The organism is Nocardioides sp. zg-DK7169 (assembly GCF_013155365.1).
Taxonomy (GTDB): domain Bacteria; phylum Actinomycetota; class Actinomycetes; order Propionibacteriales; family Nocardioidaceae; genus Nocardioides.
Map to the genome: position 1 here is coordinate 25198 of NZ_JABJRA010000003.1, position 22905 is coordinate 48102.

The 22905-nt window shown below is 73.1% G+C and carries 21 protein-coding genes; 13 read left to right on the forward strand and 8 right to left on the reverse strand.

Annotated elements, in window-relative coordinates; all coding sequences use genetic code 11:
* Positions 1 to 67 precede the first annotated feature (67 nt).
* Complete coding sequence (locus tag HOQ23_RS05200; RefSeq protein ID WP_216653736.1) at positions 68 to 1252, forward strand: IS110 family transposase; 1185 nt, start codon at positions 68 to 70, stop codon at positions 1250 to 1252.
* Positions 1253 to 1417: 165 nt separating this feature from the next.
* On the opposite strand, the gene HOQ23_RS05205 is transcribed toward HOQ23_RS05200, so the two are convergent.
* Both HOQ23_RS05205 and HOQ23_RS05210 read right to left on the reverse strand, forming a co-directional pair.
* A complete protein-coding gene (locus tag HOQ23_RS05205) occupies positions 1418 to 3505 on the reverse strand; it encodes a 3-hydroxyacyl-CoA dehydrogenase NAD-binding domain-containing protein (protein WP_172212522.1) in 2088 nt (695 codons plus the stop codon).
* Position 3506: 1 nt separating this feature from the next.
* On the reverse strand, positions 3507 to 4706 hold the full coding sequence (locus HOQ23_RS05210) for a thiolase family protein (RefSeq protein WP_172212524.1): 1200 nt from the start codon (positions 4704 to 4706) through the stop codon (positions 3507 to 3509).
* 148 nt (positions 4707 to 4854) lie between these two features.
* On the opposite strand from HOQ23_RS05210, the gene HOQ23_RS05215 reads away from it, so the two are divergent.
* From HOQ23_RS05215 to HOQ23_RS05225, 3 genes are read left to right on the forward strand one after another with little or no spacing between them, the layout of a single operon-like run.
* Positions 4855 to 5799, forward strand: coding sequence for a proteasome assembly chaperone family protein (locus HOQ23_RS05215; RefSeq protein WP_367650379.1), 945 nt, complete (start codon positions 4855 to 4857; stop codon positions 5797 to 5799).
* 10 nt (positions 5800 to 5809) lie between these two features.
* The gene (locus HOQ23_RS05220; protein ID WP_172212526.1) at positions 5810 to 6655 is read left to right on the forward strand and encodes an acyl-CoA thioesterase II; all 846 of its coding nucleotides are present in this window, start codon (positions 5810 to 5812) and stop codon (positions 6653 to 6655) included.
* On the forward strand, positions 6652 to 7551 hold the full coding sequence (locus HOQ23_RS05225; protein WP_172212528.1) for an acyl-CoA thioesterase II: 900 nt from the start codon (positions 6652 to 6654) through the stop codon (positions 7549 to 7551). Before HOQ23_RS05220 ends, HOQ23_RS05225 begins: the two co-directional genes overlap by 4 nt.
* Before the next feature lie 77 nt (positions 7552 to 7628).
* Here HOQ23_RS05225 and HOQ23_RS05230 read toward each other — a convergent pair whose 3' ends face one another.
* The 3 genes from HOQ23_RS05230 to HOQ23_RS05240 all read right to left on the reverse strand — a co-directional run bounded on the left by HOQ23_RS05230 (position 7629) and on the right by HOQ23_RS05240 (position 10267).
* Entirely contained in the window at positions 7629 to 7841 is a 213-nt protein-coding gene (locus tag HOQ23_RS05230; RefSeq protein WP_172212530.1) for a hypothetical protein, read from the reverse strand.
* Between the two features lie 195 nt (positions 7842 to 8036).
* Complete coding sequence (locus tag HOQ23_RS05235; protein ID WP_172212532.1) at positions 8037 to 8915, reverse strand: MaoC/PaaZ C-terminal domain-containing protein; 879 nt, start codon at positions 8913 to 8915, stop codon at positions 8037 to 8039.
* A 2-nt stretch (positions 8916 to 8917) separates the two neighbouring features.
* Positions 8918 to 10267 (reverse strand): 3-oxoacyl-ACP reductase, encoded by a 1350-nt coding sequence (locus HOQ23_RS05240; protein ID WP_172212534.1) that lies wholly within the window; start codon positions 10265 to 10267, stop codon positions 8918 to 8920.
* 100 nt (positions 10268 to 10367) lie between these two features.
* Between HOQ23_RS05240 and HOQ23_RS05245 the strand changes: the two genes are divergently transcribed.
* On the forward strand, positions 10368 to 11666 hold the full coding sequence (locus HOQ23_RS05245) for an acetyl-CoA C-acetyltransferase (RefSeq protein ID WP_172212536.1): 1299 nt from the start codon (positions 10368 to 10370) through the stop codon (positions 11664 to 11666).
* Positions 11667 to 11691: 25 nt separating this feature from the next.
* On the opposite strand, the gene HOQ23_RS05250 is transcribed toward HOQ23_RS05245, so the two are convergent.
* Positions 11692 to 12381 carry a TetR/AcrR family transcriptional regulator gene (locus HOQ23_RS05250; RefSeq protein WP_172212538.1) on the reverse strand — a complete coding sequence of 230 codons (690 nt, stop codon included), beginning with the start codon at positions 12379 to 12381 and terminating at the stop codon, positions 11692 to 11694.
* 105 nt (positions 12382 to 12486) lie between these two features.
* On the opposite strand from HOQ23_RS05250, the gene HOQ23_RS05255 reads away from it, so the two are divergent.
* Positions 12487 to 14124: an ABC-F family ATP-binding cassette domain-containing protein gene (locus tag HOQ23_RS05255; RefSeq protein ID WP_172212540.1), complete on the forward strand. Its 1638-nt coding sequence runs from the start codon at positions 12487 to 12489 to the stop codon at positions 14122 to 14124.
* 19 nt (positions 14125 to 14143) lie between these two features.
* On the opposite strand, the gene HOQ23_RS21165 is transcribed toward HOQ23_RS05255, so the two are convergent.
* A complete protein-coding gene (locus HOQ23_RS21165) occupies positions 14144 to 14947 on the reverse strand; it encodes an MBL fold metallo-hydrolase (protein WP_172212542.1) in 804 nt (267 codons plus the stop codon).
* A gap of 225 nt (positions 14948 to 15172) precedes the next feature.
* On the opposite strand from HOQ23_RS21165, the gene HOQ23_RS05265 reads away from it, so the two are divergent.
* The 6 genes from HOQ23_RS05265 to HOQ23_RS05290 all read left to right on the forward strand — a co-directional run bounded on the left by HOQ23_RS05265 (position 15173) and on the right by HOQ23_RS05290 (position 19730).
* A complete protein-coding gene (locus tag HOQ23_RS05265; protein ID WP_367650380.1) occupies positions 15173 to 16384 on the forward strand; it encodes a DUF222 domain-containing protein in 1212 nt (403 codons plus the stop codon).
* Between the two features lie 385 nt (positions 16385 to 16769).
* A complete protein-coding gene (locus HOQ23_RS05270; RefSeq protein WP_172212544.1) occupies positions 16770 to 17588 on the forward strand; it encodes a hypothetical protein in 819 nt (272 codons plus the stop codon).
* A gap of 24 nt (positions 17589 to 17612) precedes the next feature.
* Positions 17613 to 17909 (forward strand): hypothetical protein, encoded by a 297-nt coding sequence (locus HOQ23_RS05275; protein WP_172212546.1) that lies wholly within the window; start codon positions 17613 to 17615, stop codon positions 17907 to 17909.
* Between the two features lie 43 nt (positions 17910 to 17952).
* Positions 17953 to 18348 (forward strand): VOC family protein, encoded by a 396-nt coding sequence (locus HOQ23_RS05280; protein WP_172212548.1) that lies wholly within the window; start codon positions 17953 to 17955, stop codon positions 18346 to 18348.
* Between the two features lie 58 nt (positions 18349 to 18406).
* On the forward strand, positions 18407 to 19090 hold the full coding sequence (locus HOQ23_RS05285; protein WP_172212550.1) for a DUF6226 family protein: 684 nt from the start codon (positions 18407 to 18409) through the stop codon (positions 19088 to 19090).
* Between the two features lie 76 nt (positions 19091 to 19166).
* Positions 19167 to 19730 (forward strand): DUF6226 family protein, encoded by a 564-nt coding sequence (locus HOQ23_RS05290; protein ID WP_172212552.1) that lies wholly within the window; start codon positions 19167 to 19169, stop codon positions 19728 to 19730.
* Between the two features lie 126 nt (positions 19731 to 19856).
* On the opposite strand, the gene HOQ23_RS05295 is transcribed toward HOQ23_RS05290, so the two are convergent.
* A complete protein-coding gene (locus HOQ23_RS05295; RefSeq protein WP_172212554.1) occupies positions 19857 to 21377 on the reverse strand; it encodes an ATP-dependent DNA ligase in 1521 nt (506 codons plus the stop codon).
* Between the two features lie 151 nt (positions 21378 to 21528).
* Between HOQ23_RS05295 and HOQ23_RS05300 the strand changes: the two genes are divergently transcribed.
* The gene (locus HOQ23_RS05300) at positions 21529 to 22686 is read left to right on the forward strand and encodes an ROK family transcriptional regulator (RefSeq protein ID WP_172212556.1); all 1158 of its coding nucleotides are present in this window, start codon (positions 21529 to 21531) and stop codon (positions 22684 to 22686) included.
* Positions 22687 to 22905 lie beyond the last annotated feature (219 nt).

The following is a 22905-nucleotide window of genomic DNA, read 5'->3' on the forward strand; positions in this document are numbered from 1 at the left end:
TGTCCGTTCCCGGCTGCCGGCCCGGCCCGGGTGGAGCGACTGGCCTGATCAGGAGCTTGACCGACCGGTGTTAGCGCACCGGTCGTGTCTCATCACAGTCCTGCCGTATCTCCGCCCCGGACCGGAAACCACGTCCCTGTTCCGGCAAAGGAGAGAACGCATGACCAGTCTGACCGACCATGCCGATCTGGTCGATCTACGCGAGGTCGTCGATGTCGTTATCGGCGTCGACACCCACGTCCACACCCACACCGCGGCGGTGATCGATGCCCGCACCGGTGGGGTGCTGGAGGAACTCACCGTCGCCGCCGATAGCGCCGGGTATGCCGAGCTGGTCGAGCTCGCTGATCGCCACACTCCGTTGCGGGCCTGGGCGATCGAGGGCACCGGCAGCCACGGCGCCGGACTGGCCCGGGTGCTGGGTGAGCGTCACGAGGTCGTCATCGAGCTCGACCGCCCGGTGCGTGCGAAGCGCCGCAACGGCGCGAAGTCCGACCCCCTCGACGCAGTCCGTGCCGCGCGTGAGGCCCTGTCCCGGCCCCGGCTCGGCACCCCGCGCGCGAGCGGGGACCGTCAGGCGTTGTCGGTGCTGATCACCACCCGCAGGTCCGCGGTCGAGGCCGCCGGGGATGCGCAACGCCAGTTGTTCGCGCTGGTCATCGCCGCCCCGCAACGCATCCGGGACCGGTTCGCCGCCCAGAAACTGCCCGCGATGGTGCGCACCGCGGCCACCCTGCGGGTCCATCCCGGCCAGGACGCCGAGACCACCGCCACGATCACCGTGCTGCGGTCCCTGGCCCGCCGGATCCAGGCACTCGCCGCCGAGGCCGCCATCCATGAGAAGGCCATCGCGGCGATCGTGCGGTCCTGGCGCCCCGACCTGCTCGAGGAGACCGGGATCGGCCCGATCAGCGCCGCGATCGTGCTGTGCGCCTGGTCCCACCCCGGCCGGATCCACTCCGAGGCCGCGTTCGCGATGCTCGCCGGCGCCGCCCCGATCCCGGCCAACAGCGGACAGACCACGAACCGCTACCGGCTCAACCGCCACGGCGACCGCCAACTCAACCGCGCCCTGCACACCATCGCCCTGACCCGTCAGCGCCACGACCAGCCCACCCGCGACTACACCGCGCGACGCATCAGCGAGGGCAAGAACCCCCGCGAGATCCGCCGCTGCCTCAAGCGCTACATCGCCCGCGACCTCTACCGACGCCTCGAAAACCCCCGCCCCACCCCCCTTGACCAGACATAGGAGCGTCCTCGTCCGTGGTGGGTGGGTTTCTGAGGTCTCGACGACGCTTGGTGGCGCTCGCTGCTCGACCAGCGGTGAGTGCTCGACCGGCGACGGGCCCCCAGACACCACAGGGCGCCGAACCTCGCGGTCCGGCGCCCTGCGCGTTGCTGCCTCAGAGGCGGGTCAGTGGAACTTCCCCAGCCCCTCGCGCTCCAGCAGCATGGTCAGGCCGCCGTTCCAGAACGAGAAGCCGGCGCCGGTGATCATCGCCAGGTCGAGGTCCTCGGCCGCGGCGACGACACCCTCGTCGAGCATGATCCGGGCCTCGTCGGCGAGACCCTTCAGCACCCGGGTACGGACCTCGGCGGCGTCGAGGACGACCGGCTCGGCCGGCTGCTCGAGCAGCGCCTCGACCTCGGGGTCGAGCGTCCCGTCGGGGGCGAAGTACGCCGCCTTGCGCGCCGCCACCACCCGCTCGAGGGCGGGGGAGACGTAGAAGCGGTCGGGGAACGCACCCGCCAGCGTCTCGGTGTTGTGCAGCGCGATCGCGGGACCGACGAGCGCGATGAGGGTGAACGGCGACATCGGCGTGACGCCGGCGAACGCGCCGTCCACGACCTGCACCGGGGTGCCCTCGTCGACGATCCGGCTGACGTCGCTCATGAACCGGCCGAGCAGGCGGTTCACGATGAACGACGGGCTGTCCTGCACCAGGATCGTGGTCTTCTTCAGCGCCTTGCCGGTCGCGAACGCGGTCGCCAGGGCGGTGTCGGAGGTCTGCTCGCCGCGCACGATCTCCAGCAGCGGCATCACGGCCACCGGGTTGAAGAAGTGGAAGCCGACGACCCGCTCGGGGTGGGTCAGCTCGGAGGCCATCTCGGTGATCGACAGCGAGGAGGTGTTGGTCGCCAGGATGCAGTCCGGCGACACGACCTTCTCGACCTCGGCGAAGACCGACTTCTTCACGCCCATGTCCTCGAACACGGCCTCGATGACGAAGTCGGCGTCGGCGAACTCGCTGGCCTTGTCGACGGTGCCGGACACCAGCGCCTTGTGGCGGTTGGCCTTGTCCTGGCCGATGCGGCCCTTCGCGAGCAGCTTGTCGATCTCGGCGTGCACGTAGGCCACGCCCTTGTCGACGCGCTCCTGGTCGAGGTCGTTGAGCACGACCGGGACCTCGAGGCGGCGTACGAAGAGCAGCGCGAGCTGGCTGGCCATCAGGCCGGCGCCGACGATGCCGACCTTGGTGACCGGGCGGGCGAGCGTGCGGTCCGGGGCACCGGCAGGGCGCTTGGCGCGCTTCTGCACCAGGTCGAAGGCGTAGAGCGAGGCGAGCAGCTCGGGGGTGCGCGACATCGCCTCGAGCGCGTCGTTCTCGGCGGCGAAGCCCTCGTCGCGGGTGCGGTCCTTGGCAGCGGCGATCAGGTCCACCGCGAGCGCGGCGGCGGGCGAGGCGCCGCCGGTGCGGGCCTCGGCGATCGCGCGGCCGCGGGCGACGGCCTCGTCCCAGGCGGCACCGCGGTCGACCTCGGCGCGCTCGACGGTGGTCTCACCGCTGAGCACGGGCGCCGCCCACAGCAGCGACTGCTCGAGGAAGTCCGCGCCGGAGAAGCAGGCGTCGGCCAGGCCGAGCTTGAAGGCGGCCTTGCCGGACACGGTGCGCCCGTTGTTGAGCGGGTTCTCGATGATGAGCTTCACGGCGTTCTCGGCGCCGACGAGGTTCGGCACCAGGTAGGCGCCGCCCCAGCCGGGGACCAGGCCGAGCATGACCTCGGGCAGGCCCAGCGCGGGCGCGCTGTCCATGACGGTGCGGTAGTCGCAGTGCAGCGCGACCTCGAGGCCGCCGCCGAGCGCGAGGCCGTTGATGAAGCCGAAGGACGGCTTGCCGCCGTCACCGAGCTTGCGGAAGACCGCGTGGCCGAGCTCCGCGACCACGCGTACGGCGTCCGGGCCGCCGCCGGCGATCGAGGTGAGGTCGGCGCCGGCAGCCAGGATGAACGGCTTGCCGGTGACGCCGAGCGCGGTGATCTCGTCGTCGGCGAGCGCCGCGTCGATGGCGGTGTTCAGCTCGAGCAGCGAGCGCGGGCCGAAGGTGTTGGGCTTGGTGTGGTCCTCGCCGTTGTCCAGCGTGATCAGGCCCAGCACCTGCGCCGGGGCGCCGGCGGCGACGGGCAGGGTGACCTTGCGCAGGTGGGCGCGGGTGACCCGCTCGGCGTCGGCGGAGATCTCCTGGGCGCGGGTCAGCAGGGACGAGATGTCAGTGGTCGACACGTCAGGCCGCCTCTCCGGTGTAGTGCGGGTTCTCCCAGATCACGGTGCCGCCCATGCCGATGCCGATGCACATCGTGGTGAGGCCGTAGCGGACCTCCGGGTGCTCCTCGAACTGGCGGGCCAGCTGGGTCATCAGGCGCACGCCCGAGGACGCCAGCGGGTGGCCCATCGCGATCGCGCCGCCGTAGGGGTTGACGCGCGCGTCGTCGTCGGCGATGCCGAAGTGCTCCAGGAACGCGATCACCTGCACGGCGAACGCCTCGTTGACCTCGAACGCGCCGATGTCGTCGATGGTGAGGCCGGCCTGCTTGAGGGCCTTCTCGGTGGAGGGAATCGGGCCGGCGCCCATGACCTCGGGCTCGACGCCCACGAAGGAGTAGGACACCAGGCGCATCCGGATCGGGAGGCCGAGCTCGCGCGCGGTCTCCTCCTCGGCGAGCAGGGCGGCGGTGGCGCCGTCGTTGATGCCGGCGGCGTTGCCCGCCGTCACCCGGCCGTGGGCACGGAACGGCGTCTTGAGCGCCGCGAGCGACTCCACGGTGGTGCCGGGGCGCATCGGCTCGTCGGTGGTGGCCAGGCCCCAGCCCTGCTCGGCGGAGCGGGTGGCGACGGGGACCAGGTCGGGCTGGATCTTGCCGGCCTCGTAGGCGGCGGCGGTCTTCTGCTGCGAGCGCACGGCGTAGGCGTCGACGCGCTCCTTGGTGATGGTCGGGAACCGGTCGTGCAGGTTCTCGGCGGTCTTGCCCATCACCAGGGCGTCGGGGTCGACCAGCTTCTCGGAGACGATGCGCGGGTTGGGGTCCACGCCCTCGCCCATCGGGTGGCGGCCCATGTGCTCGACGCCGCCGGCGATGGCCACGTCGTAGGAGCCGAAGGCGATGCCGGAGGCGGTGGTGGTGACGGCGGTCATCGCGCCCGCGCACATGCGGTCGATGGCGTAGCCGGGCACGCTCTGCGGCAGGCCCGCGAGCAGCGCGGCGGTGCGGCCGATGGTCAGGCCCTGGTCGCCGATCTGGGTGGTCGCGGCCACCGCGACCTCGTCGACCCGCTCCGGGGGCAGCGAGGGGTTGCGGCGCATGAGCTCGCGGATGCACTTGATGACGAGGTCGTCGGCGCGGGTCTCGGCGTACTGGCCCTTGGCCTTGCCGAAGGGAGTGCGCACGCCGTCGACGAAGACGACCTCTCGCAGCTGTCGGGGCACCTGTTCTCCTGGTCTGCTGGCGGCTGGGAAGATCAGATTACCCGCGGGTAACAACTCCGGGCACGCGGGGTCGGTGTGGGCGTCCTCACGTGTGTCCGACTGGTCGACGCTCCCCGCCGAGCGTGGCGCTGGGGCCTATCGTGGCCCGGTGACCGAATCAAGGCTCGTGCACATCGTGGACGACGTACCCGAGCTCGACGGGCGCGCTGACAGCGACCTCACGATGGTCGTCGTGCTCGACGGCTTCCTCGACGCCGGCAAGGCCTCGGGGCGTGCGGCCCAGCACCTCGCCGACCTCTGCGACGGCGGATCGGTGGTGGCGACGTTCGACGTGGACCAGCTCCACGACTACCGCGCCCGCCGTCCTCCCGTGACCTTCGCCCAGGACCACTACGAGGCGTACGACGCCCCGCGCCTGGTGGTGCGCCTGCTGCGCGACGCCGGCGGCACGCCGTACCTGCTGCTGCACGGCTCGGAGCCCGACACCCGCTGGGAGGCCTTCGCGCGCGGCGTACGCACCGTGATCGAGCGGTTCGGGGTGACCCGCACCGTGCAGATCGCGTCGGTGCCGATGGCCGTCCCGCACACCCGCCCGATCGCGCTGACGCCACACGCCAACGACCCCGCGCTGGTCACCGGGCGCAGCCCGTGGAGCGGCGAGCTGCGGGTCCCGAGCAGCGCCCAGGCGCTGCTGGAGATCCGGCTCGGCGAGTGGGGCCACCCCGCGATGGGCTTCGTCGCGCACATCCCGCACTACCTCGGCCAGCTGGAGTACCCCCAGGCCGCAGCCGTCCTGCTCGAGCAGGTCGAGCGCGCCGGACGGCTGACCATCGACCTGTCCGGCCTGCGCGCCGAGGCCGAGGACCGCGAGGCCGAGATCGAGAGCTACCTCGCCGCCAACGCCGAGGTCGCCGACGTGGTGGCCGCGCTGGAGCGGCAGTACGACTCCTTCGCGCGCGCCGAGGAGAGCGGCAGCAGCCTGCTCGCCGAGGACCAGCCGCTGCCGACCGGCGAGGAGATCGGGCGCCAGTTCGAGCAGTTCCTGGCCGGCCTGGACGGCGACGACGACACCCACGACGACAAGCAGGGCTGAGACAAGGCTGATGGCCAGGGACATCCACGAGCTGCTGCGGCTGCTCGACCTCGAGACGATCGACGACAACCTCTTCCGCGGGGCGGTCGCCGACATGACGCTGCCCCGGGTCTTCGGTGGGCAGGTGGCGGCGCAGGCGCTGGTCGCCGGCGCACGCACCGTCGACCCGGAGTTCGTCGTGCACTCGCTGCACTCCTACTTCCTCCAGCCCGGCGACCCCGGGGCGCCGATCCTCTATGACGTCGACACGCTGCGCGACGGGCGCTCCTTCCTCACCCGGCGGGTGCTCGCGCGTCAGCACGGACGGCCGATCTTCGCGCTCACCGCGAGCTTCCAGCGCACCGAGGAGGGCCTGACCCACCAGGACCGGATGCCGCAGGCGCCCGCGCCGGAGACGCTGGCGGCCCCGGCCCGCGGCGTCTCCTCCGACGACGAGTGGGCGGTCGCCGATATCCGGCTGGTCGGCACCTCCGCCGACGGCCTGGAGCCCGACCCGGCGCGCCCGGGGCGGCAGCGGACCTGGCTGCGGGTCTCCGAGGAGCTCCCCGAGGACCCGTTCCTCCACCTCGCCGCCTTCACCTACCTCACCGACATGACGGTGATGGGTGCCGCGCTCGCGCCGCACGGCCTGCGCCTGGGCGACCCGCGGGTGCAGCTGGCCTCGCTCGACCACGCGATCTGGTTCCACCGGGCCTTCCGCGCCGACCAGTGGTGGCTCTACGACCAGGTCTCGCCGTCGGCCTCCGCCGGTCGCGGCCTGGTGACGGCCAACGTGTTCACCCAGGACGGCCAGCTGGCCGCCACCGTCGCGCAGGAGTTCCTGATGCGCCCGGCGCGCAAGAAGGAGACGCCATGAGCAGCCCCGAGACGCCCGCCCCGGTGGTCGACCCGGCGCTGGACCCGGTCGCGGAGCTGGTGAGCCTGCTCGACCTCGAGCAGCTGGACCCCGACCTGTTCCGCGGGCGCCAGCCCGACTCCGGGCGCGCCCGGGTGTACGGCGGACAGGTCGCCGCGCAGGCGCTCATCGCGGCCACCCGCACCGTCGACCCGTCGTACGCCGTGCACTCGCTGCACTCCTACTTCCTGCGCGGCGGCGACTACTCGGTGCCGATCGTCTACGACGTGGAGCGGATCCGCGAGGGCCGCTCGTTCCAGACCCGGCGGGTGGTGGCGCGCCAGCACGGCCGTCCGATCTACTACCAGACCCTGGACTTCCAGGTCGTCGAGGACGGTTTCGACCACCACGACGCGATGCCCGAGGTGCCGGGCCCGGACGCCGGCTTCGACCTCGGCGCGGTGATGCGGCGCGGCGGCAACCCGGAGGCGAACGCGCTGGCGCGCGAGTGGGCCTCGATCGACGCGCGCTACCTCGGCAACTCCTCCGCCGGTCTCACCCCGGACCCGGACCACCCGTCGCAGGCGCGGATGTGGGCGCGCGTGCACGCCGGGCTGCCCGACGACCCGGTCGTGCACCTCGCGGCGTTCACCTATGCCAGCGACATCACGCTGCTCGGCGCGAGCCTGGCCGCGCACGCGGTGACCCCGGCCGAGGTGCAGATGGCGTCGCTGGACCACACCATCTGGTTCCACCGGCCGTTCCGCGCCGACGAGTGGTGGCTCTACGACCAGACCTCGCCGGCGGCGCAGGGCGCCCGCGGGCTCGCGCTCGGCCGGATCTTCACCGAGGACGGCCGCCTCGTCGCGACCTGCGCCCAGGAGGGCCTGATCCGCCCGGTGCGGCCCCGCGACTGACGAGTCCCGACACGTCGCAGACATGACAGCGCCCCGTGCTCCTCGAGCACGGGGCGCTGTTGCGTCTGGACGGGTGGTCAGCTGTTCTTCGGGCTCTGGCCGGACTCGCGCCACCAGGCGGCGAAGGACAGCTCCTCGTTGGGGTCCTTGCTGGCGGCCGCGGTCGGCAGTCGGCGGGGCGGGCCGTCGGCGGAGACGTCGACGACGTTCTTCTGGTAGTCGAGGAACAGGCGGCGGGGGTAACGGCGCAGGCGCAGGGAGTCGCGCGCCGCAGCAGGGGAGTTGCTCACCGAGACCGCCTACCCCCGGGGGGTGGCCGTCATGCGCCGGTGTTGTCCTTCTCACCCATCTGAGGGAGACCCCCGTCGGTCGAGCAGGGCCTCCGTCAGCCGAGTGTGCCGAGACCGGTTGACGCCGTGGGGCGAGCCTGTCGCGACCTCGTCCGGAAGGCTCGACTCAACCGGCCACAAGGCTCGACTCAACCGTCACGAAGGCTCGACTCGACCTCGCGCCGTCCCCAGCAGGTGGGTGGTGGTGCCGTCGGGGGAGGTGAGGGCGAAGGCATGGCCGTCGGGGAGGCGGGTGGTGCCGAGGGCGACCTCGCCGGGGAGCAGCACGGGGCGGCGGAAGGAGACGTCGACGCGGGCGGCGTCGGGGATCCGGTTCTCCAGGCTGGCCACGCAGCGCGCCATCGTCCACATCCCGTGGGCGATCTGGCGCGGGAACCCGAGCGCCTTCGCGCTGAGCGGGTGCAGGTGGATCGGGTTGCGGTCGCCGGAGACCGCGGCGTAGCGGCGGCCCAGGTCGGCCGGCAGCGGCCAGGTCAGCGTCCCCCGGGGCACCCGCGGGTACGACGAGGCGGGGGCCGGCTCGCCCGGCGCCGGGCGACCGCGGGAGAGGTAGGTCGACACCTCCTCCCACACCACCACGCCGTCCTCGTCGGCCACGGTGGTCGTGAACGCGAAGGCGGTGCCCTTTCGGTGCGGCAGCGGGCGACCGACGTCGACGGCGACGTCGAGCCGCTCGCCGATCCGGATCGCCCGCTGGGTGCGCACCGAGTTCTCGACGTGCACGGTCCCGATCGCGGGAGCCGGGAACGCCCGGTCGGCCATCATCGCGAGCTGGAGGTCGAAGCCGAGCAGGTGCGGGTAGGGCAGCGGGACCGTGTCCTTGCGCGGGAACCCGCACACCGCGGCGTACGCCTCGACGTGACCGCGCTCGACCACCACGCCGGTGCGCTCGCGGCGCAGGCCGGCGGACCCCGCCGCCGGTGCCTTGCGCACGCCCGGCAGCGCTCCGATGACCGGCACCGACGGGAGCGCCGCGCGCAGCAGCGTCCCCACTCCCGAGCCCGACCCGGCCATGCTCAGGCGCCCAGCATCATCTGGCCGCAGACGCGGACCACGTTGCCGTTGACCGCACGCGAGCCCGGGTGGGCGTACCAGGCGATCGTCTCCGCCACGTCGACCGGCAGTCCGCCCTGCGCCATGGCGTTGAGGCGCTGGCCGACCTCGCGGGTCGCGAACGGCACGGCGGCGGTCATCTGGGTGATGATGAAGCCGGGCGCGACCGCGTTGATGGTGATGGCGTCGCCGCGCTCGGCCACCTCGTCGGCGAGCGAGTCGACCAGGCCGATCACCCCGGCCTTGGAGGCGGCGTAGTTGGTCTGCCCGACGTTGCCGGCGATGCCCGCGATCGAGGCGACGCCAACGATCGACCCGCCCGCGTTGAGGACCCCTTGGTCGAGCAGCTCGCGGGTGATCCGCTCCGGCGCGGTGAGGTTGACCGCGATCACGGAGTCCCAGCGGTCCTCGGACATGTTGGCCAGCCGCTTGTCGCGGGTGATCCCGGCGTTGTGGACCACGACGTCGACCCCGCCGTGCCGCTCGCGCAGCTCGTGGGCGATGCGCTGCGGGGCGTCCGGCGCGGTGATGTCGAGGACCAGCCAGTCCCCGTCGAGCTCGTCCATCACGCTCTGCAGCTCGCTGGCCGCCTGCGGGACGTCGAGGCCGACCACCCGCGCCCCGTCGCGATGCAGGACCCGCGCGATCGCCTCGCCGATGCCGCGGCTGGCGCCGGTGACCAGGGCGACCTTGCCGGCCAGCGGGCGGTCCGGGTCGGCGACCTGGTCGACGGTGACCTCGGAGGTGCCGTGGGTGCCGATCCGCACGACCTGGCCGGAGACGTACGCCGACTTCGGGGAGAGCAGGAACGCCAGGGTCGAGGCGACCTTGTCCTCGGCGCCGGGGGCGACCTGCACCAGCTGGACGGTTCCGCCCTGGCCGATCTCCTTGCCCAGGCTGCGGGTGAAGCCCTCGAGGGCGCGCTGGGCGACCCGCTCCGGACCGCGGACCTGGTCCGGCGGCGTACCGAGGACCACGACGCGGGGGTTGGTCGTCAGGCCGCGCAGCCGCGGCGCGAAGAAGTCGCGCAGCGCTCCGAGCTGCGTGGAGGAGGTGAGGCCGGTGGCGTCGAAGACCAGTCCGCGCAGCCGCTCGTCCTCGGGCGGCTCGGTGACCGCGTGGACGTCCAGACCGGTGAGCAGCGCGGGCAGGGTGTCGGCCAGGCGCCCGGTGCCGCCGACGAGCACGGTTCCGGTGACCAGCGGCGCGCCCTCGACGTGACGGGTCAGCGGCGTGGGCCGCGGCAGGCCGAGGTTCTTGACGAGGATCCGGCCGACGGGGGAGGAGGCGAACTCCTGGTAGCGGTCGCTCATGGGACTCCATGCAACTAGTGGTGTAACTCGATGTCCAGATTTCGTGATCTGGCCCTCACTGGGTTTAGCCGTACCCACTCGGGCGGCAAGACTGTGTCCCATGACCGGCCTCGACCCCGCCACCCCCGTCCGCCGCGTCGCCATCGTCGGCGGCAACCGCATCCCGTTCGCGCGCTCCAACAGCGTGTACGCCGAGGTCTCCAACCAGGAGATGCTCACCGCCGCGATCGACGGCCTCGTGGAGCGCTTCGGGTTGGAGGGCGAGCGGGTCGGGGAGGTGGTGGCCGGGGCGGTGCTCAAGCACTCCCGCGACTTCAACCTGACCCGCGAGTCGGTGCTCGGCTCGCGGCTGGCGCCCGAGACGCCCGCGACCGACATCCAGCAGGCCTGCGGCACCGGCCTCCAGGCGGCGATCCAGGTCGCGAACAAGATCGCGCTTGGCCAGATCGACGTCGGCATCGCCGGCGGCACCGACACCACCTCCGACGCCCCGATCGCGGTCGGCGAGCGGCTGCGCAAGATCCTGCTCGAGCTCAACCGCGCCAAGGACCTCAAGGGCCGCCTCGCCGCGCTGGCCAAGGTCCGCCCCGGCGACATCGTCCCCTCGATCCCGCAGAACGGCGAGCCCCGCACCCGGCTCTCGATGGGCGAGCACGCCGCGCTGACCGCGCTGGAGTGGCAGATCGGCCGCGAGGAGCAGGACGAGCTGGCGGCCGCGTCGCACCAGCACCTCGCCGCGGCGTACGACCGGGGCTTCCTCGACGACCAGGTGACGCCGTTCCGCGGCCTGGAGCGCGACCAGAACCTGCGCCCCGACTCCACCGCGGAGAAGCTGGCCCGGCTCAAGCCGGTGTTCGGCAAGGGCGCGGCGGCGACCATGACGGCCGGCAACTCCACGCCGCTGACCGACGGCGCCTCGGTGGTGCTGCTGGCCTCCGAGGAGTGGGCCGCCGAGCGCGGGCTGCCGGTGCTGGCCTACCTCACCGACTACGAGACCGCGGCGGTCGACTACGTGCACGGGCACGAGGGGCTGCTGATGGCGCCGGCCTACGCGATGCCGCGGATGCTGGAGCGCCAGGGGCTGAAGCTCCAGGACTTCGACTTCTACGAGATCCACGAGGCGTTCGCCTCGCAGGTGCTGGCGACGCTCAAGGCGTGGGAGGACCCGGTGTTCTGCGCCGAGCGGCTCGGCCTGGACGCCCCGCTCGGGGCGATCGACCGGACCCGGCTCAACGTGACCGGCTCCTCGCTGGCCGCGGGGCACCCGTTCGCCGCGACCGGCGGGCGGATCCTCACCGTGCTGGCCAAGCTGCTCGCCGAGAACGGCTCCGGGCGCGGCGTGGTCTCCGTCTGTGCGGCCGGCGGCCAGGGCATCACTGCGATCCTCGAGCGCCCCTGACCAGGGGCGCTGGGCCCCGGTCCGCTCAGGAGCGGTGCGTGGCCAGCGCGAGCGCGGAGGTGACCAGGTAGTCCCGCACCTGCTCGGCGGAGATCTCGCCGAGGGTCGGGATGCCGGGCGCGGCCTCCTTGACCAGGATGCCGACGCGGGCGAGCTGGAGGGAGCCGAGGCCGCTGGCGTAGAGGGTGTTGGCGAGCAGGTGCGGGTCCTGCACGTGGAAGTCGCCGGCGGCCACGCCGTCCTCCAGCACGCCGGTGAGGAGGGCCAGGCACGAGGAGATCGCCCGGCCGAGGCGGAACAGCGCGCCCTCGGAGATCTCGTCGAGGAGCTCGGGCCCGGAGCGGCGCATCAGCGCCTGGGCGCAGTCCACGAACGCCGGGTGCGCCACGCCGTACTCCACGAAGGCGGAGACGATCGCCTCGAGGCGTACGGCGGGGGCCGCGTCGACGGCGCTCGCGGCCTCGAGGGCGTCGCGCAGCTCCTCGAGGTAGCCGACCAGGGTGAGGGCGAAGAGCTCCTCCTTGCCGGTGAAGTGTCGGTAGACGATCGCGCGGTTGATCCCGACTGCCTTGGCGATGTCGTCGATCTGGGCGTCGCGCACGCCGCGCTGGTCGAACAGGTTGCGCGTGGCGGCGATGATCTCGGCCTCGCGCTGGCGGCGCCGGACGGCTGCGGCGGAGCGACGACCGTCGGTGCCGGAGGCAGGGGTGGGCATGCGGCAGATGCTAGTTCCTGCCACCCGGCGACCAGCACGTTCGGGCCAGGCTCGCGCGCAGGAGGCGGCGGCGGTGCGGGGGCCGGCGACGACTAGGATCCGAGCGTGACTGCCACCCTCGTCGCGAAGGGCCTGGCCGGCGGCCACGGCCACCGCGTCCTCTTCGAGTCCCTCGATCTCACGGTCGCCCCCGGCGACGTGGTCGGGGTGGTCGGCGCCAACGGCGCCGGCAAGTCGACCCTGCTGCGGCTGCTCGCGGGCGCCGACGTGCCCCTCGAGGGCAGCGTCTCGCTGGCGCCGGCGGACGCCTTCGTCGGCTGGCTGCCCCAGGAGCACGACCGGGTGCCGGGCGAGACGGTGGCGGCGTACGTCGCCCGTCGTACCGGTGCCGCGGCCGCGACCGAGGCGATGGAGTCCACCGCGGCCGCGCTCGGCTCGGGCGAGCCCGGCGCCGACGACGCGTACGCCGTCGCATTCGACCGGTGGATGGCCAGCGGCGCCTCCGACCTGGAGGACCGGCTGCCGGCGGTGCTGGCCGAGCTGGGCCTCGACGTCGGCCCGGACGCGCTGATGACGTCGCTGTCCGGCGGACAGGCGGCGCGCGCGGCCCTCGCGGCGCTGCTGCTGAGCCGCTTCGACATCGTGCTGCTCGACGAGCCGACCAACGACCTGGACCTCGACGGCCTGGAGCGGCTGGAGGCGTTCGTGCGCGGGCTGCGCGGGGGAGTCGTGCTGGTCTCCCACGATCGCGAGTTCCTCGCCCGCTGCGTGACCCGGATCGTCGAGCTCGACCTTGCCCAGCACCAGGTGGCGGTCTACGACGGCGGGTACGACGCGTTCCTCGCCGACCGCGAGGTGGCTCGGCGCCACGCCCGCGAGGCCTACGAGGAGTTCGCGGACAAGAAGGCCGACCTGGTCTCCCGGGCCCGCGTGCAGCGCGAGTGGAGCTCGCAGGGTGTGCGGAACGCGATGAAGAAGTCGCCCGACAACGACAAGATCCGCCGTCGAGCGCAGAGCGAGTCCTCGGAGAAGCAGGCGCAGAAGGTGCGCCAGATGGAGTCGCGCATCGCTCGCCTCGACGAGGTGGAGGAGCCGCGCAAGGAGTGGGTGCTGCAGTTCAGCATCGCCGCCGCCCCGCGCTCCTCGGCGGTGGTCGCCACCCTCAACGAGGCGACGCTGACCCAGGGCGACTTCACCTTCGGCCCCGCCTCGCTCCAGGTCAACGCGGGCGACCGGATCGGGATCACCGGCCCCAACGGCGCCGGCAAGACCACGCTGCTGCGCCTGTTCCTCGGCGAGGTCGCCCCCGACTCCGGTTCCGCGTCGCTGGGCGCCTCGGTGGCGGTCGGCAAGATCGACCAGGCCCGCGCCGGGCTGCCCGAGGACCAGCCGCTCGGCACCGCCTTCGAGCTCGCCGTCCCCGAGTGGACCCCGGCCGAGGTCCGCACCCTGCTCGCGAAGTTCGGCCTCAAGGCCGACCAGGTCGCCAGCCTCGTCGGGCGCCTCTCGCCCGGGGAGCGCACCCGCGCCGCGATGGCGCTGCTCCAGGCCCGTGGCGTCAACCTGCTGGTCCTCGACGAGCCCACCAACCACCTCGACCTGCCCGCGATCGAGCAGCTCGAGGAGGCGCTCGCGTCGTACGACGGCGCGCTGCTGCTGGTCTCCCACGACCGCCGGCTGCTCGCGAACGTCGCGCTCGACCAGCGGTGGCGGGTCGAGGACGGACGGGTGCAGGTCGGCTGAGGTTGGCTGAGGCCGCGCCTCAGCCGAGCCAGCGGCGCAGCTCTCCGGCGAGCACCCGGCCGAACCGCAGCTCGGGGAAGTGCGCCCCCGCGCCGACGACGTTCTCGCCCTCGAGCTCGCGGAACAGCCGTTCGCGCACCTGCGCGGCGAGCGCGGGGTCGACGTCGCCGATGGACTGCCAGGTGGGCTCGTCCAGCTGGATCGGGCACACGATGGCGTCGCCGAGGAGCAGGGCGCGGTGGACACCGGAGGAGACGACGACGGAGAGGTGGCCGGGGGTGTGCCCGGGAGTCATGACGATGTCGACGCCGGGCGCGACCGCCGTGTCCTGGTCGACCAGGTGGAGTCGTGCGCCGTCAGCCTCGCGGAACCCGTGCCGGATGTGGTCGAGCATCCAGACGTCGGGGTCCGCGACGAAGTGGTGCCAGTCGTGCTCGCCGAACCAGATGTCGGCGCGGGGGAAGGTGGGCGCCCCGGTGAGGTCGAACAGCCAGCCGCAGTGGTCGGCGTGCAGGTGCGTGCAGATGACGGTGTCGATGTCGGCGGGGGACACGCCTTGGGCACGGAGCCCGATTGGGAGCTGCCCGCCGATGAGAAGCCGTCGGTCTCCGTCGTCGCGCATCGCGGGGCCCATGCCGGCGTCGACGAGGATCGTGCGCGACCCGGTGCGGATCAGGAAGCAGCCGATGGGCAGGAACGCCTTGCCGTCCGACGCGAAGTAGTCCTCGTGCCCGTGCGCGGTCACGTGGTCGCCGAAGTAGCCCGGCCCCGCACGGAACGTGCCGTCGGTCAGCGGGTGGAGGTCGATGTCGCCGATGCGCACGGGAGCGGTCCTTCCTGCCCCTCGCCGGCTCGGTGTTGCCGGCTGGCGGGCGGTGCGGTCGAATGTCCCGCACCTGCTCGGACGGCGCAACGGCTGGTTGTCCACAGGCCGTCTGACCTGCGAAGACGTTACGTCGGGACTGTCGGTGGTCGATGGTTGAGTTGGTCCATGGAAGCACCTCGCCCGCCCCGTTCCGGCCACCCGGTGGCTGTCGCGGTGGCGTGCGTGCGCGAGGCGTTGGACGGGGTTGCCGGCTCTTCGGTGCTGGCGTTGGGCGAGGTTGAGGCGGGTGCGGCGCTGCTGGATCTCGACGTCGAGATGGCGCGGTTGCAGGAGCTGCGGCTGCGGGTCGCGGCTCAGGCGCATGCGGTGGAGGTGGGCGACGCCGAGGGTGCGACCAGTACGGCGAGCTGGTGGGCGCACCACTCGAGGCTGACTCGGCCGGAGACCCATCGGCTGATGCGCTTGGCTCGCGCCCTGGACACCGGCGATCACGACCTCGTGCGCGAGGCGCTGGCTGCGGGGCGGATCCACGTGGATCAGGCCCAGGTGATCGTCGATGCGGTCGACGACCTGCCCGCGGACCTGGTCGATGAGACGACTCGCGCCCGGGCTGAGGAATTCTTGGTCGAGCAGGCGGGCGAGCACGACGCGATCACCCTGCGTCGCCTTGCCAAGCGGCTCGTGGAGGTCGCGGCGCCTGAGCAGGCTGACGCCGCGGAGGCGGCCCGGTTGGAGCGTGAGGAAGCCGCAGCGCGCGCCGCCGCGCGGCTGACGATGAGCGATGACGGGCACGGGAAGACCCATGGCCGGTTCACGATCCCGACCCATCATGCGGCGATGTTGCGGGCGGCGTTGTTGGCGATCGCGGCGCCGAAGCACCAGCAGGCGGTGAACGGCGCCGGGACGATGGCGGGTGAGCGGCGGCCGGGGCCGGAGCGGTTGGGGCACGCGTTCTGCGACTACCTCGAGCGCTACCCGACCGATCGGCTCCCCGAGGCCGGCGGCGTCGCCGCGACCATCGTGGTCACGATGCCGCTGGAGTCCCTGCTCGGCGGGCTGCGCGCCGCGCACCTGCACACCGGGGAGACCATCTCCGCCACCGAGGCGCGGCGGCTGGCCTGCGAGGCCGGCCTCGTCCCCGCCGTCCTCGACGGCCAGGGCCGCCCCCTCGACGTCGGCCGCAGGCGCCGCCTCCACACCAAGACCCACCGCATCGCCCTGGCGATCCGCGACGGCGGTTGCACCGCCGAAGGCTGCGACTGGCCACCCGGCCTGTGCCACGCCCACCACGACCTGCCCTGGTCCCAAGGAGGCGGGACCAGCGTCGACGGCGGTCGACTCCTCTGCCCCCGCCACCACGCCCGGGCCCACGATCCGGGCTACGAGACGAAACACCTCTCGGGAGGCAAGGTCGCCTTCCACCGGCGCTGTTAGGCCGAGCGCCCGTTCCGGACCGCCCTTGGGAAACCCGGTCGCGGCCAGACATCGCGACCTCGTACCGTCGAGCTCTCGCCTCACCCCTGGGGCGGACGGGCTACGGCAGGTATCGATCCTGTGTGGCGACCGTGATCCGTAATCAGTGGCACGACCACATCGGCAGGGGTTGACCGGCGGACCTCGTCGACCGACCGGGTCCGCCGGAATCCCCTTGGCCGCACCGACCGCGCGCCAGCGGCAACGGGCCGCTCAGCTCCCCGGTCCGTGCCGTGATGCACGTCGCTGAGCCGACCCCGCCGTTCGGCCACGCCGCCCGTCGCCGACCGATAGCGTCGGGCGACTCCGCTCCCTGCGGTGCTCGACCCCGCCGGAGGAGCCGCTCATGACGCCCAGGTCGTTCGTGCCTGCACTGTCCGCCATCACGGCGGTGCTCTGCGCGGGGCTCGTCGGGTTCACGATCCCGGCAGCGGTGGCCGCCGACGACCCGCTGGCGGCACCGGTGACCGGCGACATCGTGGTGACCGGGGTGGAGTGGGAGCAGGAGCGCTCTCCTGGCCGGTTCTGGCTCAACACCGCATGCAACGTGGTCGTCACGTTCACCGACGCGACGCCGGTCGAGGGGGAGGGCGCGTACGAGATCGTCGACACCGCCATCGCTCCCGCGAACGGCGCGATCCGCCATTCGTCCTTCTGGCCCGCGGCGGACGGGTACGACAGCCTGGACCGCGACGGGGACAGCTTCGTCGCGCGGAACCGTGGCGGCTGCGGTGCGAGCACGTACCCCCGCAGCAAGCACCGGTTCACGGTCGTCGAGACGTCGCGTGGAGGCGGCGACGCCGACGTCCAGCGGTCCGCGACCTCCCGTCCGTACCGGCTCCTCGACATGCGGCGTCCTGCGTCGGCCTCGCTCATCGGCGACCGCTTGATCGACGACGCGCGCACCGGTCTCCGAGCGGGAACGCGTTACCCGATCAGGTGGAACGGGCGCTGGGACCCCGCAGCGACCTTCGAGACGCTCGTGACCGCGCGCAGCCACGACCCGGGGGACTCGCGCACGCCCGTCGTGGTGTCGCGCAAGCGCACAGCAGCGCCACCGTCGAGCATCATCGTGCCGCGGCGTGTCATCGGCCTGGACGTGACCATCGAGGTGCTTGCCAGCGTCCCGGGCACGAGGAGCGTGGTGTTCGCGCCGCGCGCCTAGTCCGACCTCCAGGTCGGCTACCCGGTGACCTGGGTGACGAGCTTCGCCAGCACGGGCGCGCCGAAGGTGGGCAAGACGATCACGGTGGGCAAGCCTGTCCTCACGGACGCGGGCGAGCGGGTGGACCCGGTGGTCACCTACCAGTGGTACCGGACGGGACCCCACCAGCGATCGTCCACCAGGATCCCCGGGGCACGCGGCCGGTCCTTCACCCCGCGGGCGCCCATGGCCGGACGCTTCCTGCTGGTCGAGGTCAGTCTGGCGGCCCCCGGACGCCCCGTCCGGGTCGCGCGCGTCGCCCTCGGCAGCGTCCGGCGCTGACGCCCGCCGGCCGGCGGGCGTCGGGGCGGCTAGGTTCGTCGCCATGGTCGCGGGATCCCGGCAGCTGAAGATCGGGCTGAGGGTCGAGGACCTGGATCGGTCGCTGGCGCTGTACAGGCGGATCGGGTTCCGGGAGATCCCGAGCGACCCAGCATCGATGGTGCGATACCTGACCTTCAGGCACACCTGGCTGATCCTCGCCAGCCGGCACTCCCACGGCTACCACCACCCGGAGCGTGAGCTGCTGGCGCGGACAGGCCCGATGGGCAGCGGCGTGGTGGTCGTCGTACCGACGACCGACATCGCCGGCATGCGCGACCTCTGGCGTGCCGAGGGGCTGCCGGTCACCCTCGAGGTCGAGGACGTCGGGTCCGCAAGAGTGTTCTACGGGCTCGACCCGGACGGCTACGAGGTCATGTTCGAGCAGTTCCCGACCTGATCGCCGCGGACCCGAAACCCCGTTGCCGCGATGCCGGACGGACGGTCAGGCTGCGCCGGTGGATCCCACCTCGCTCCCGACGACGCCGGCCTGGGCGTCGGACCTGCTGGCCGCCGTGGACCGCGCCTTCGCCGCCACCGGTGCCGACACGCCCGGCTGGCCGGACCCGCACTGGGATCGGGAGCCGGACGAGGCGGAGTACTCCCGCTGCCTCGACCCGGGGAAGTACCGCATCCTGGTCCGGCGGCTGGAGGCGTGGATCGAGGTCCTGGCTGACCGCGACATCGCGACCGTGAGCGTCGGGCCGTGGACGGGCGCCGCCTGGCTCGGCGCCGACCGCTCGCCGGACCAGCTCCAGCGCGTCTACCGCATCGTGCCGAGGACGCCCCGCGGGCTCGAGCTGCTCTGCGGCGTCACGATCGTGGACGAGGAGCCGTTCGGTGTCGACGTCGGCATCCGTGCGGGCCAGGTGCCGGCGAGCGCCCCCGTCTTCCTCGACACCCTTCCGTCCTGCGGGTGCGACGCGTGTGACGACGGCTCCGCCCCTCTCCTCGAGGAGCTGGACGGCTGGTTCCTCAGCGTCGCGCGGGGCGGCGTGCTGCACGCCCGTCGTGGCGGCGACTCCATCACGCGCACGATCGACGGGTGGCAAGGCACCGGTGACCCCCGCGAGAGCTGGCTCGACGCGGACGCGCGGACGCGACCCGGCCTGGAGCGATGGGCGGGCGAGCCCTGGCTCTGAGTCAGGCCGGCGTCCGATCTGCTGCCGGCCCGAAACGCCGTTGCCGCCGAGCAGACCCGCGGGTCAGGCTGCGCGGATGGATCACTTGCTCCCGACGACTGCAGCGGCGGTCAGGGACCTGCTCGCCGCCGTCGACCGGGCCTTCGCCGTCATCGGCGCCGACACGCCCGGCTGGCCGGACCCGCACCCGGACGGGGAGGTGGACGACGAGGAGTACTCCCGCTACACCGACCCGGGCAAGTACCGCATCCTCGCGCGGCGGGTCGAGGCGTGGGCCGAGGTCCTGGCCGAGCGTGGCATCGCGACCACGACGGTGGCGCCTCTGGTCGCTGGAGAGGAGAAGCCGGGCTGGCTCCGCGGTCGCCGCAGGGCCGACCAGATCGAGCGCGTCTACCGGGTCGTGCCGCGCGCACCCGGGGGCCACGAGCTGCTCTGCGGGGTCGTGATCATCGACGGCGAGCCGCTCGGGCTCGACGTCGGCGTCCGTCCGGCCGGCTCGCCGGACGAGCCGGGCAGGTGCATCACCTCGATCCCGTACTGCGGGTGCGACGCCTGCGACGACGGTTCCGCGATGCTCGTCGACGAGCTCGACCGCTGCTTCCTCGCACTCGCCCAGAGCGATCCGGCCATGTCGCCCTGACCGCGAGCCGGGGTCGTCCTCAGCGGACTGCTCGTGGGGTGGGTCTCCGCTGCCGGCGCCCACATCGGACCCCGCTGGTCACGGTCGCCGTCCTCGTCGGCGCGCTCGGCGGTACGACCGGGACCGTCAGCTCGCCCCGGCGCCGCCGGCCAGCGCCCGCACCGTCTCGATCGTGTCGGCCTCGGCGGCGGTCTTGTCGTCGCGGTAGCGCAGCACCCGCGCGAAGCGGAGCGCGAGCCCGCCGGGGTAGCGGATCGAGCGCTGGAGGCCGTCGAACGCAATCTCGACGACCTGCTCGGGGCGGACGTGGACGGTGTGGCCCTCGCGGTGCGTCTCGAGGGCGAGGAACCGCTCGGTCTGCCAGGCCAGCATCTCGTCGGTCATCCCCTTGAAGGTCTTGCCCAGCATCACGAAGCCGTCGCCGTCGCGGGCGCCGAGGTGGATGTTGGACAGCCACCCGGATCGCCGTCCGGAGCCCCACTCGACGGCGAGGACGACCAGGTCGAGGGTGTGCACCGGCTTCACCTTCACCCACGACGCGCCCCGGCGCCCGGCGTCGTACGGCGCGGCGAGGTTCTTCACCACCACGCCCTCGTGACCGCCGGCGAGGGCCTCAGCGGCGAAGTCCTCGGCCGCGGCGACGTCGTCGGTGACCAGTCGCGGGACCCGCCACGGGTCGGGCACGAGCGTCTCCAGCGCGGCGAGGCGCTCGGCGCCGGGGGAGTCGAGCAGGTCCTCGTCGTCGAGGTGCAGCAGGTCGAAGAAGTACGGCGTGACCGCGACGTCGCTGGCCGAGCGCTGGGCGGTGCGTGAGGCGGTCTCCTGGAACGGGCGCGGCCGGCCGGTCGCGTCGAGGGCGATCGCCTCCCCGTCGAGCACGAAGCGGCGCCCGGGCAGCTCGCGGACCACCGCGACCACCTCCGGCAGGCGGGCGGTGATGTCCTCCAGCGTGCGGGTCGCGATCCGCACCTCGTCGCCGTCGCGGTGCACCTGGATGCGGATCCCGTCGAGCTTGGTGTCGACCGCGACGGTGCCGCCGCCGGCCCGCTCCATCGCCTCGGGCAGCGTCTTCGCCGACGAGGCGAGCATCGGCAGCACCGGGCGCCCGACCTCGAGGCCGATGCCGGCCAGCGCGTCCTCGCCACCGGAGAACGCCGCGGTCACGACCGCCCGGGTCGAGCCGGCCAGCATCGCCGCCCGTCGTACGACGGGGAGCGGGACGCCCGTGGCCTGCGCGACCGCCTCCTGCACCAGCGTGTCCAGCGCGCCCTGGCGGACCTCGCCGGTGACGGCACCGCGCAGCCAGCGCTGCTCCTCGGGCGTCGCCAGGCCGAAGAGCGCCTCCACCGCGGCCGCCCGCGCCGCCTGCGAGCCGGGCCCGGACAGCGCGGCGACCCGCTCGAAGGCCGCGTCCACGTCGGCCACCTCCAGCGTGGCCTCGCCCGCCGGGTCCGGCAGCTCGCCGAGTCCGCGCCAGCCGATCCCGGTGCGCCGCTGGCGCAGGGTCCCGCCGAGGTAGACGACGACCGTGGGCAGCTCGGCCTCCGGGGTGTCGGCGAGCAGCCGGGCGATCGCCGCGACCTTGGCCTTGCGCGAGCGGGTCGCGGCCACGCTCGCGGAGGTCGCGACCACGTCATTGAGCAGCATGGCGCCAGTGTGCCCGGACGTCCTCTGGTGGATGCGGGGCATCGAGGAGGGTCGACCCCGGTGCGACCGCGACGCCAAGGCCCTGTCCACTTCGGCGGCGACGTGTCAGGATCCAGCCCATCCATCGGCCGGGACCTCGGACGGAGCGCACATGACCCAGACGAACCCGGTGCTGCCCTCGCTCGACGGCCGGCTGCTGCGCGTGCTGCGCGACGAGGGGCCGCTGACCCGCTCGGAGCTGGCCCGTCTGCTCGGGGTCTCGCGCACGACCGTGACCGGGGAGGTAGCGCTCCTCGAGGGGGCCGGCCTGGTCGCGCCGGGTCCGGTGGCGCCGAGCTCGGGCGGGCGGCGTTCGAGCACCGTCGGCCTCGGTCCCGCGGTCCGGACGGGCGCGGTGTCCGTGGCCGAGTCCTGGGTGCGAGCGACGGTGGTGGACGGGACGTTCGCGGTCTCGCGCCGCGTGACCCGGGACCGCACCGCGGGGGAGTCGTCCGAGGAGCTGGGACGGCTGGTGGGGGAGACGCTCTCGCAGGCGCTGGCCGAGGCGCCCGACGACCGGCGCGGCGTGCTGGCCACCGGCGTGGCCCTCGCCCCCGGGATCGTGGTCGACCTCGAGGAGGTCCTCGGCCACGTCGCCGCGGTCACCGACGGTGCTCCCACGGCGGTCGAGCAGGCCACCCGGGCGATGGCGGTCGGGGAACGCCACGGCGGGCGGGCGCGTGCCCTCGACGACGTCGTCGTCGTCCGGCTCGGCGCGACGGTCAGCACGGCGACCTTCATGGACGGCCACCTGGGCCGGGGCAGTGCAGACCTGGCCGGCGCGATCGGCCACACCCGGGTCGACGAGTTCGGGCCGGCCTGTCTCGGGTGCGGGAGCAGCGGCTGCCTGGACTCCTTCGCCTCGCTCGGCATGGTGATCGAGCAGGCCTCCGCCGCAGCCCGCTCCGCGCGGTCGGCCACCCTGGCCGCAGCACTCGGCGAGCGCGACCACCTGGTCTGGGCGGACGTGGTGGCCGCGGTCGCCGGCGGGGACCCCGTGGCCGTGCAGATCGCCCGCGACGTGGGCCGCCGGGTGGGCGAGGCCGTCGCCGGCCTGGTGGCCTTCGCGAACCCCGCGATCGTGGTCGTGGGCGGCCCCGGCGCCGCCCTGGGACCACTGCTGCTCAACGAGATGCGCGGCGCGGTCTACCGGCGCGCGCCCGCCGACGTGGTCGCCGGCACCCAGGTCGAGCTGGGTGCCCCCGGCGACCGGTCCGTGCTCCTCGGCATGGCCCTGCTGGCCTCCGAGCGCGCCCTCGGCGTCCTCTAGCCGCTCGACACTAATTGCCGCGCCGAGACCCGCGAGAGGGCGATTTCGGCACCGAAATAGCCCTACTTATGTCGCGAACCGGACCACTTATCTCGGGAATCGGCATAAGCGAATCTCTGCTCGTGACAACGCCCTCGAAACAGTTGTGGACGCTGTTTCCTGTGACTTAGTTTGTGCGTCGCCTTAACAAATATGTGATGGCGGTCACAGGCGGGCCGT

Excerpts from the sequence above, each read along its gene's own strand:
- HOQ23_RS05270 (WP_172212544.1), top strand. The coding sequence starts at position 16,770 with ATGACGCCCAGGTCGTTCGTGCCTGCACTGTCCGCCATCACGGCGGTG.
- HOQ23_RS05290 (WP_172212552.1), top strand. The coding sequence starts at position 19,167 with ATGGATCACTTGCTCCCGACGACTGCAGCGGCGGTCAGGGACCTGCTC.
- HOQ23_RS05235 (WP_172212532.1), bottom strand. The coding sequence starts at position 8,915 with ATGGCCGGGTCGGGCTCGGGAGTGGGGACGCTGCTGCGCGCGGCGCTC.
- HOQ23_RS05245 (WP_172212536.1), top strand. The coding sequence starts at position 10,368 with ATGACCGGCCTCGACCCCGCCACCCCCGTCCGCCGCGTCGCCATCGTC.
- HOQ23_RS05280 (WP_172212548.1), top strand. The coding sequence starts at position 17,953 with ATGGTCGCGGGATCCCGGCAGCTGAAGATCGGGCTGAGGGTCGAGGAC.
- HOQ23_RS05225 (WP_172212528.1), top strand. The coding sequence starts at position 6,652 with ATGAGCAGCCCCGAGACGCCCGCCCCGGTGGTCGACCCGGCGCTGGAC.
- HOQ23_RS05220 (WP_172212526.1), top strand. The coding sequence starts at position 5,810 with ATGGCCAGGGACATCCACGAGCTGCTGCGGCTGCTCGACCTCGAGACG.
- HOQ23_RS05295 (WP_172212554.1), bottom strand. The coding sequence starts at position 21,377 with ATGCTGCTCAATGACGTGGTCGCGACCTCCGCGAGCGTGGCCGCGACC.
- HOQ23_RS05240 (WP_172212534.1), bottom strand. The coding sequence starts at position 10,267 with ATGAGCGACCGCTACCAGGAGTTCGCCTCCTCCCCCGTCGGCCGGATC.
- HOQ23_RS05250 (WP_172212538.1), bottom strand. The coding sequence starts at position 12,381 with ATGCCCACCCCTGCCTCCGGCACCGACGGTCGTCGCTCCGCCGCAGCC.
- HOQ23_RS05300 (WP_172212556.1), top strand. The coding sequence starts at position 21,529 with ATGACCCAGACGAACCCGGTGCTGCCCTCGCTCGACGGCCGGCTGCTG.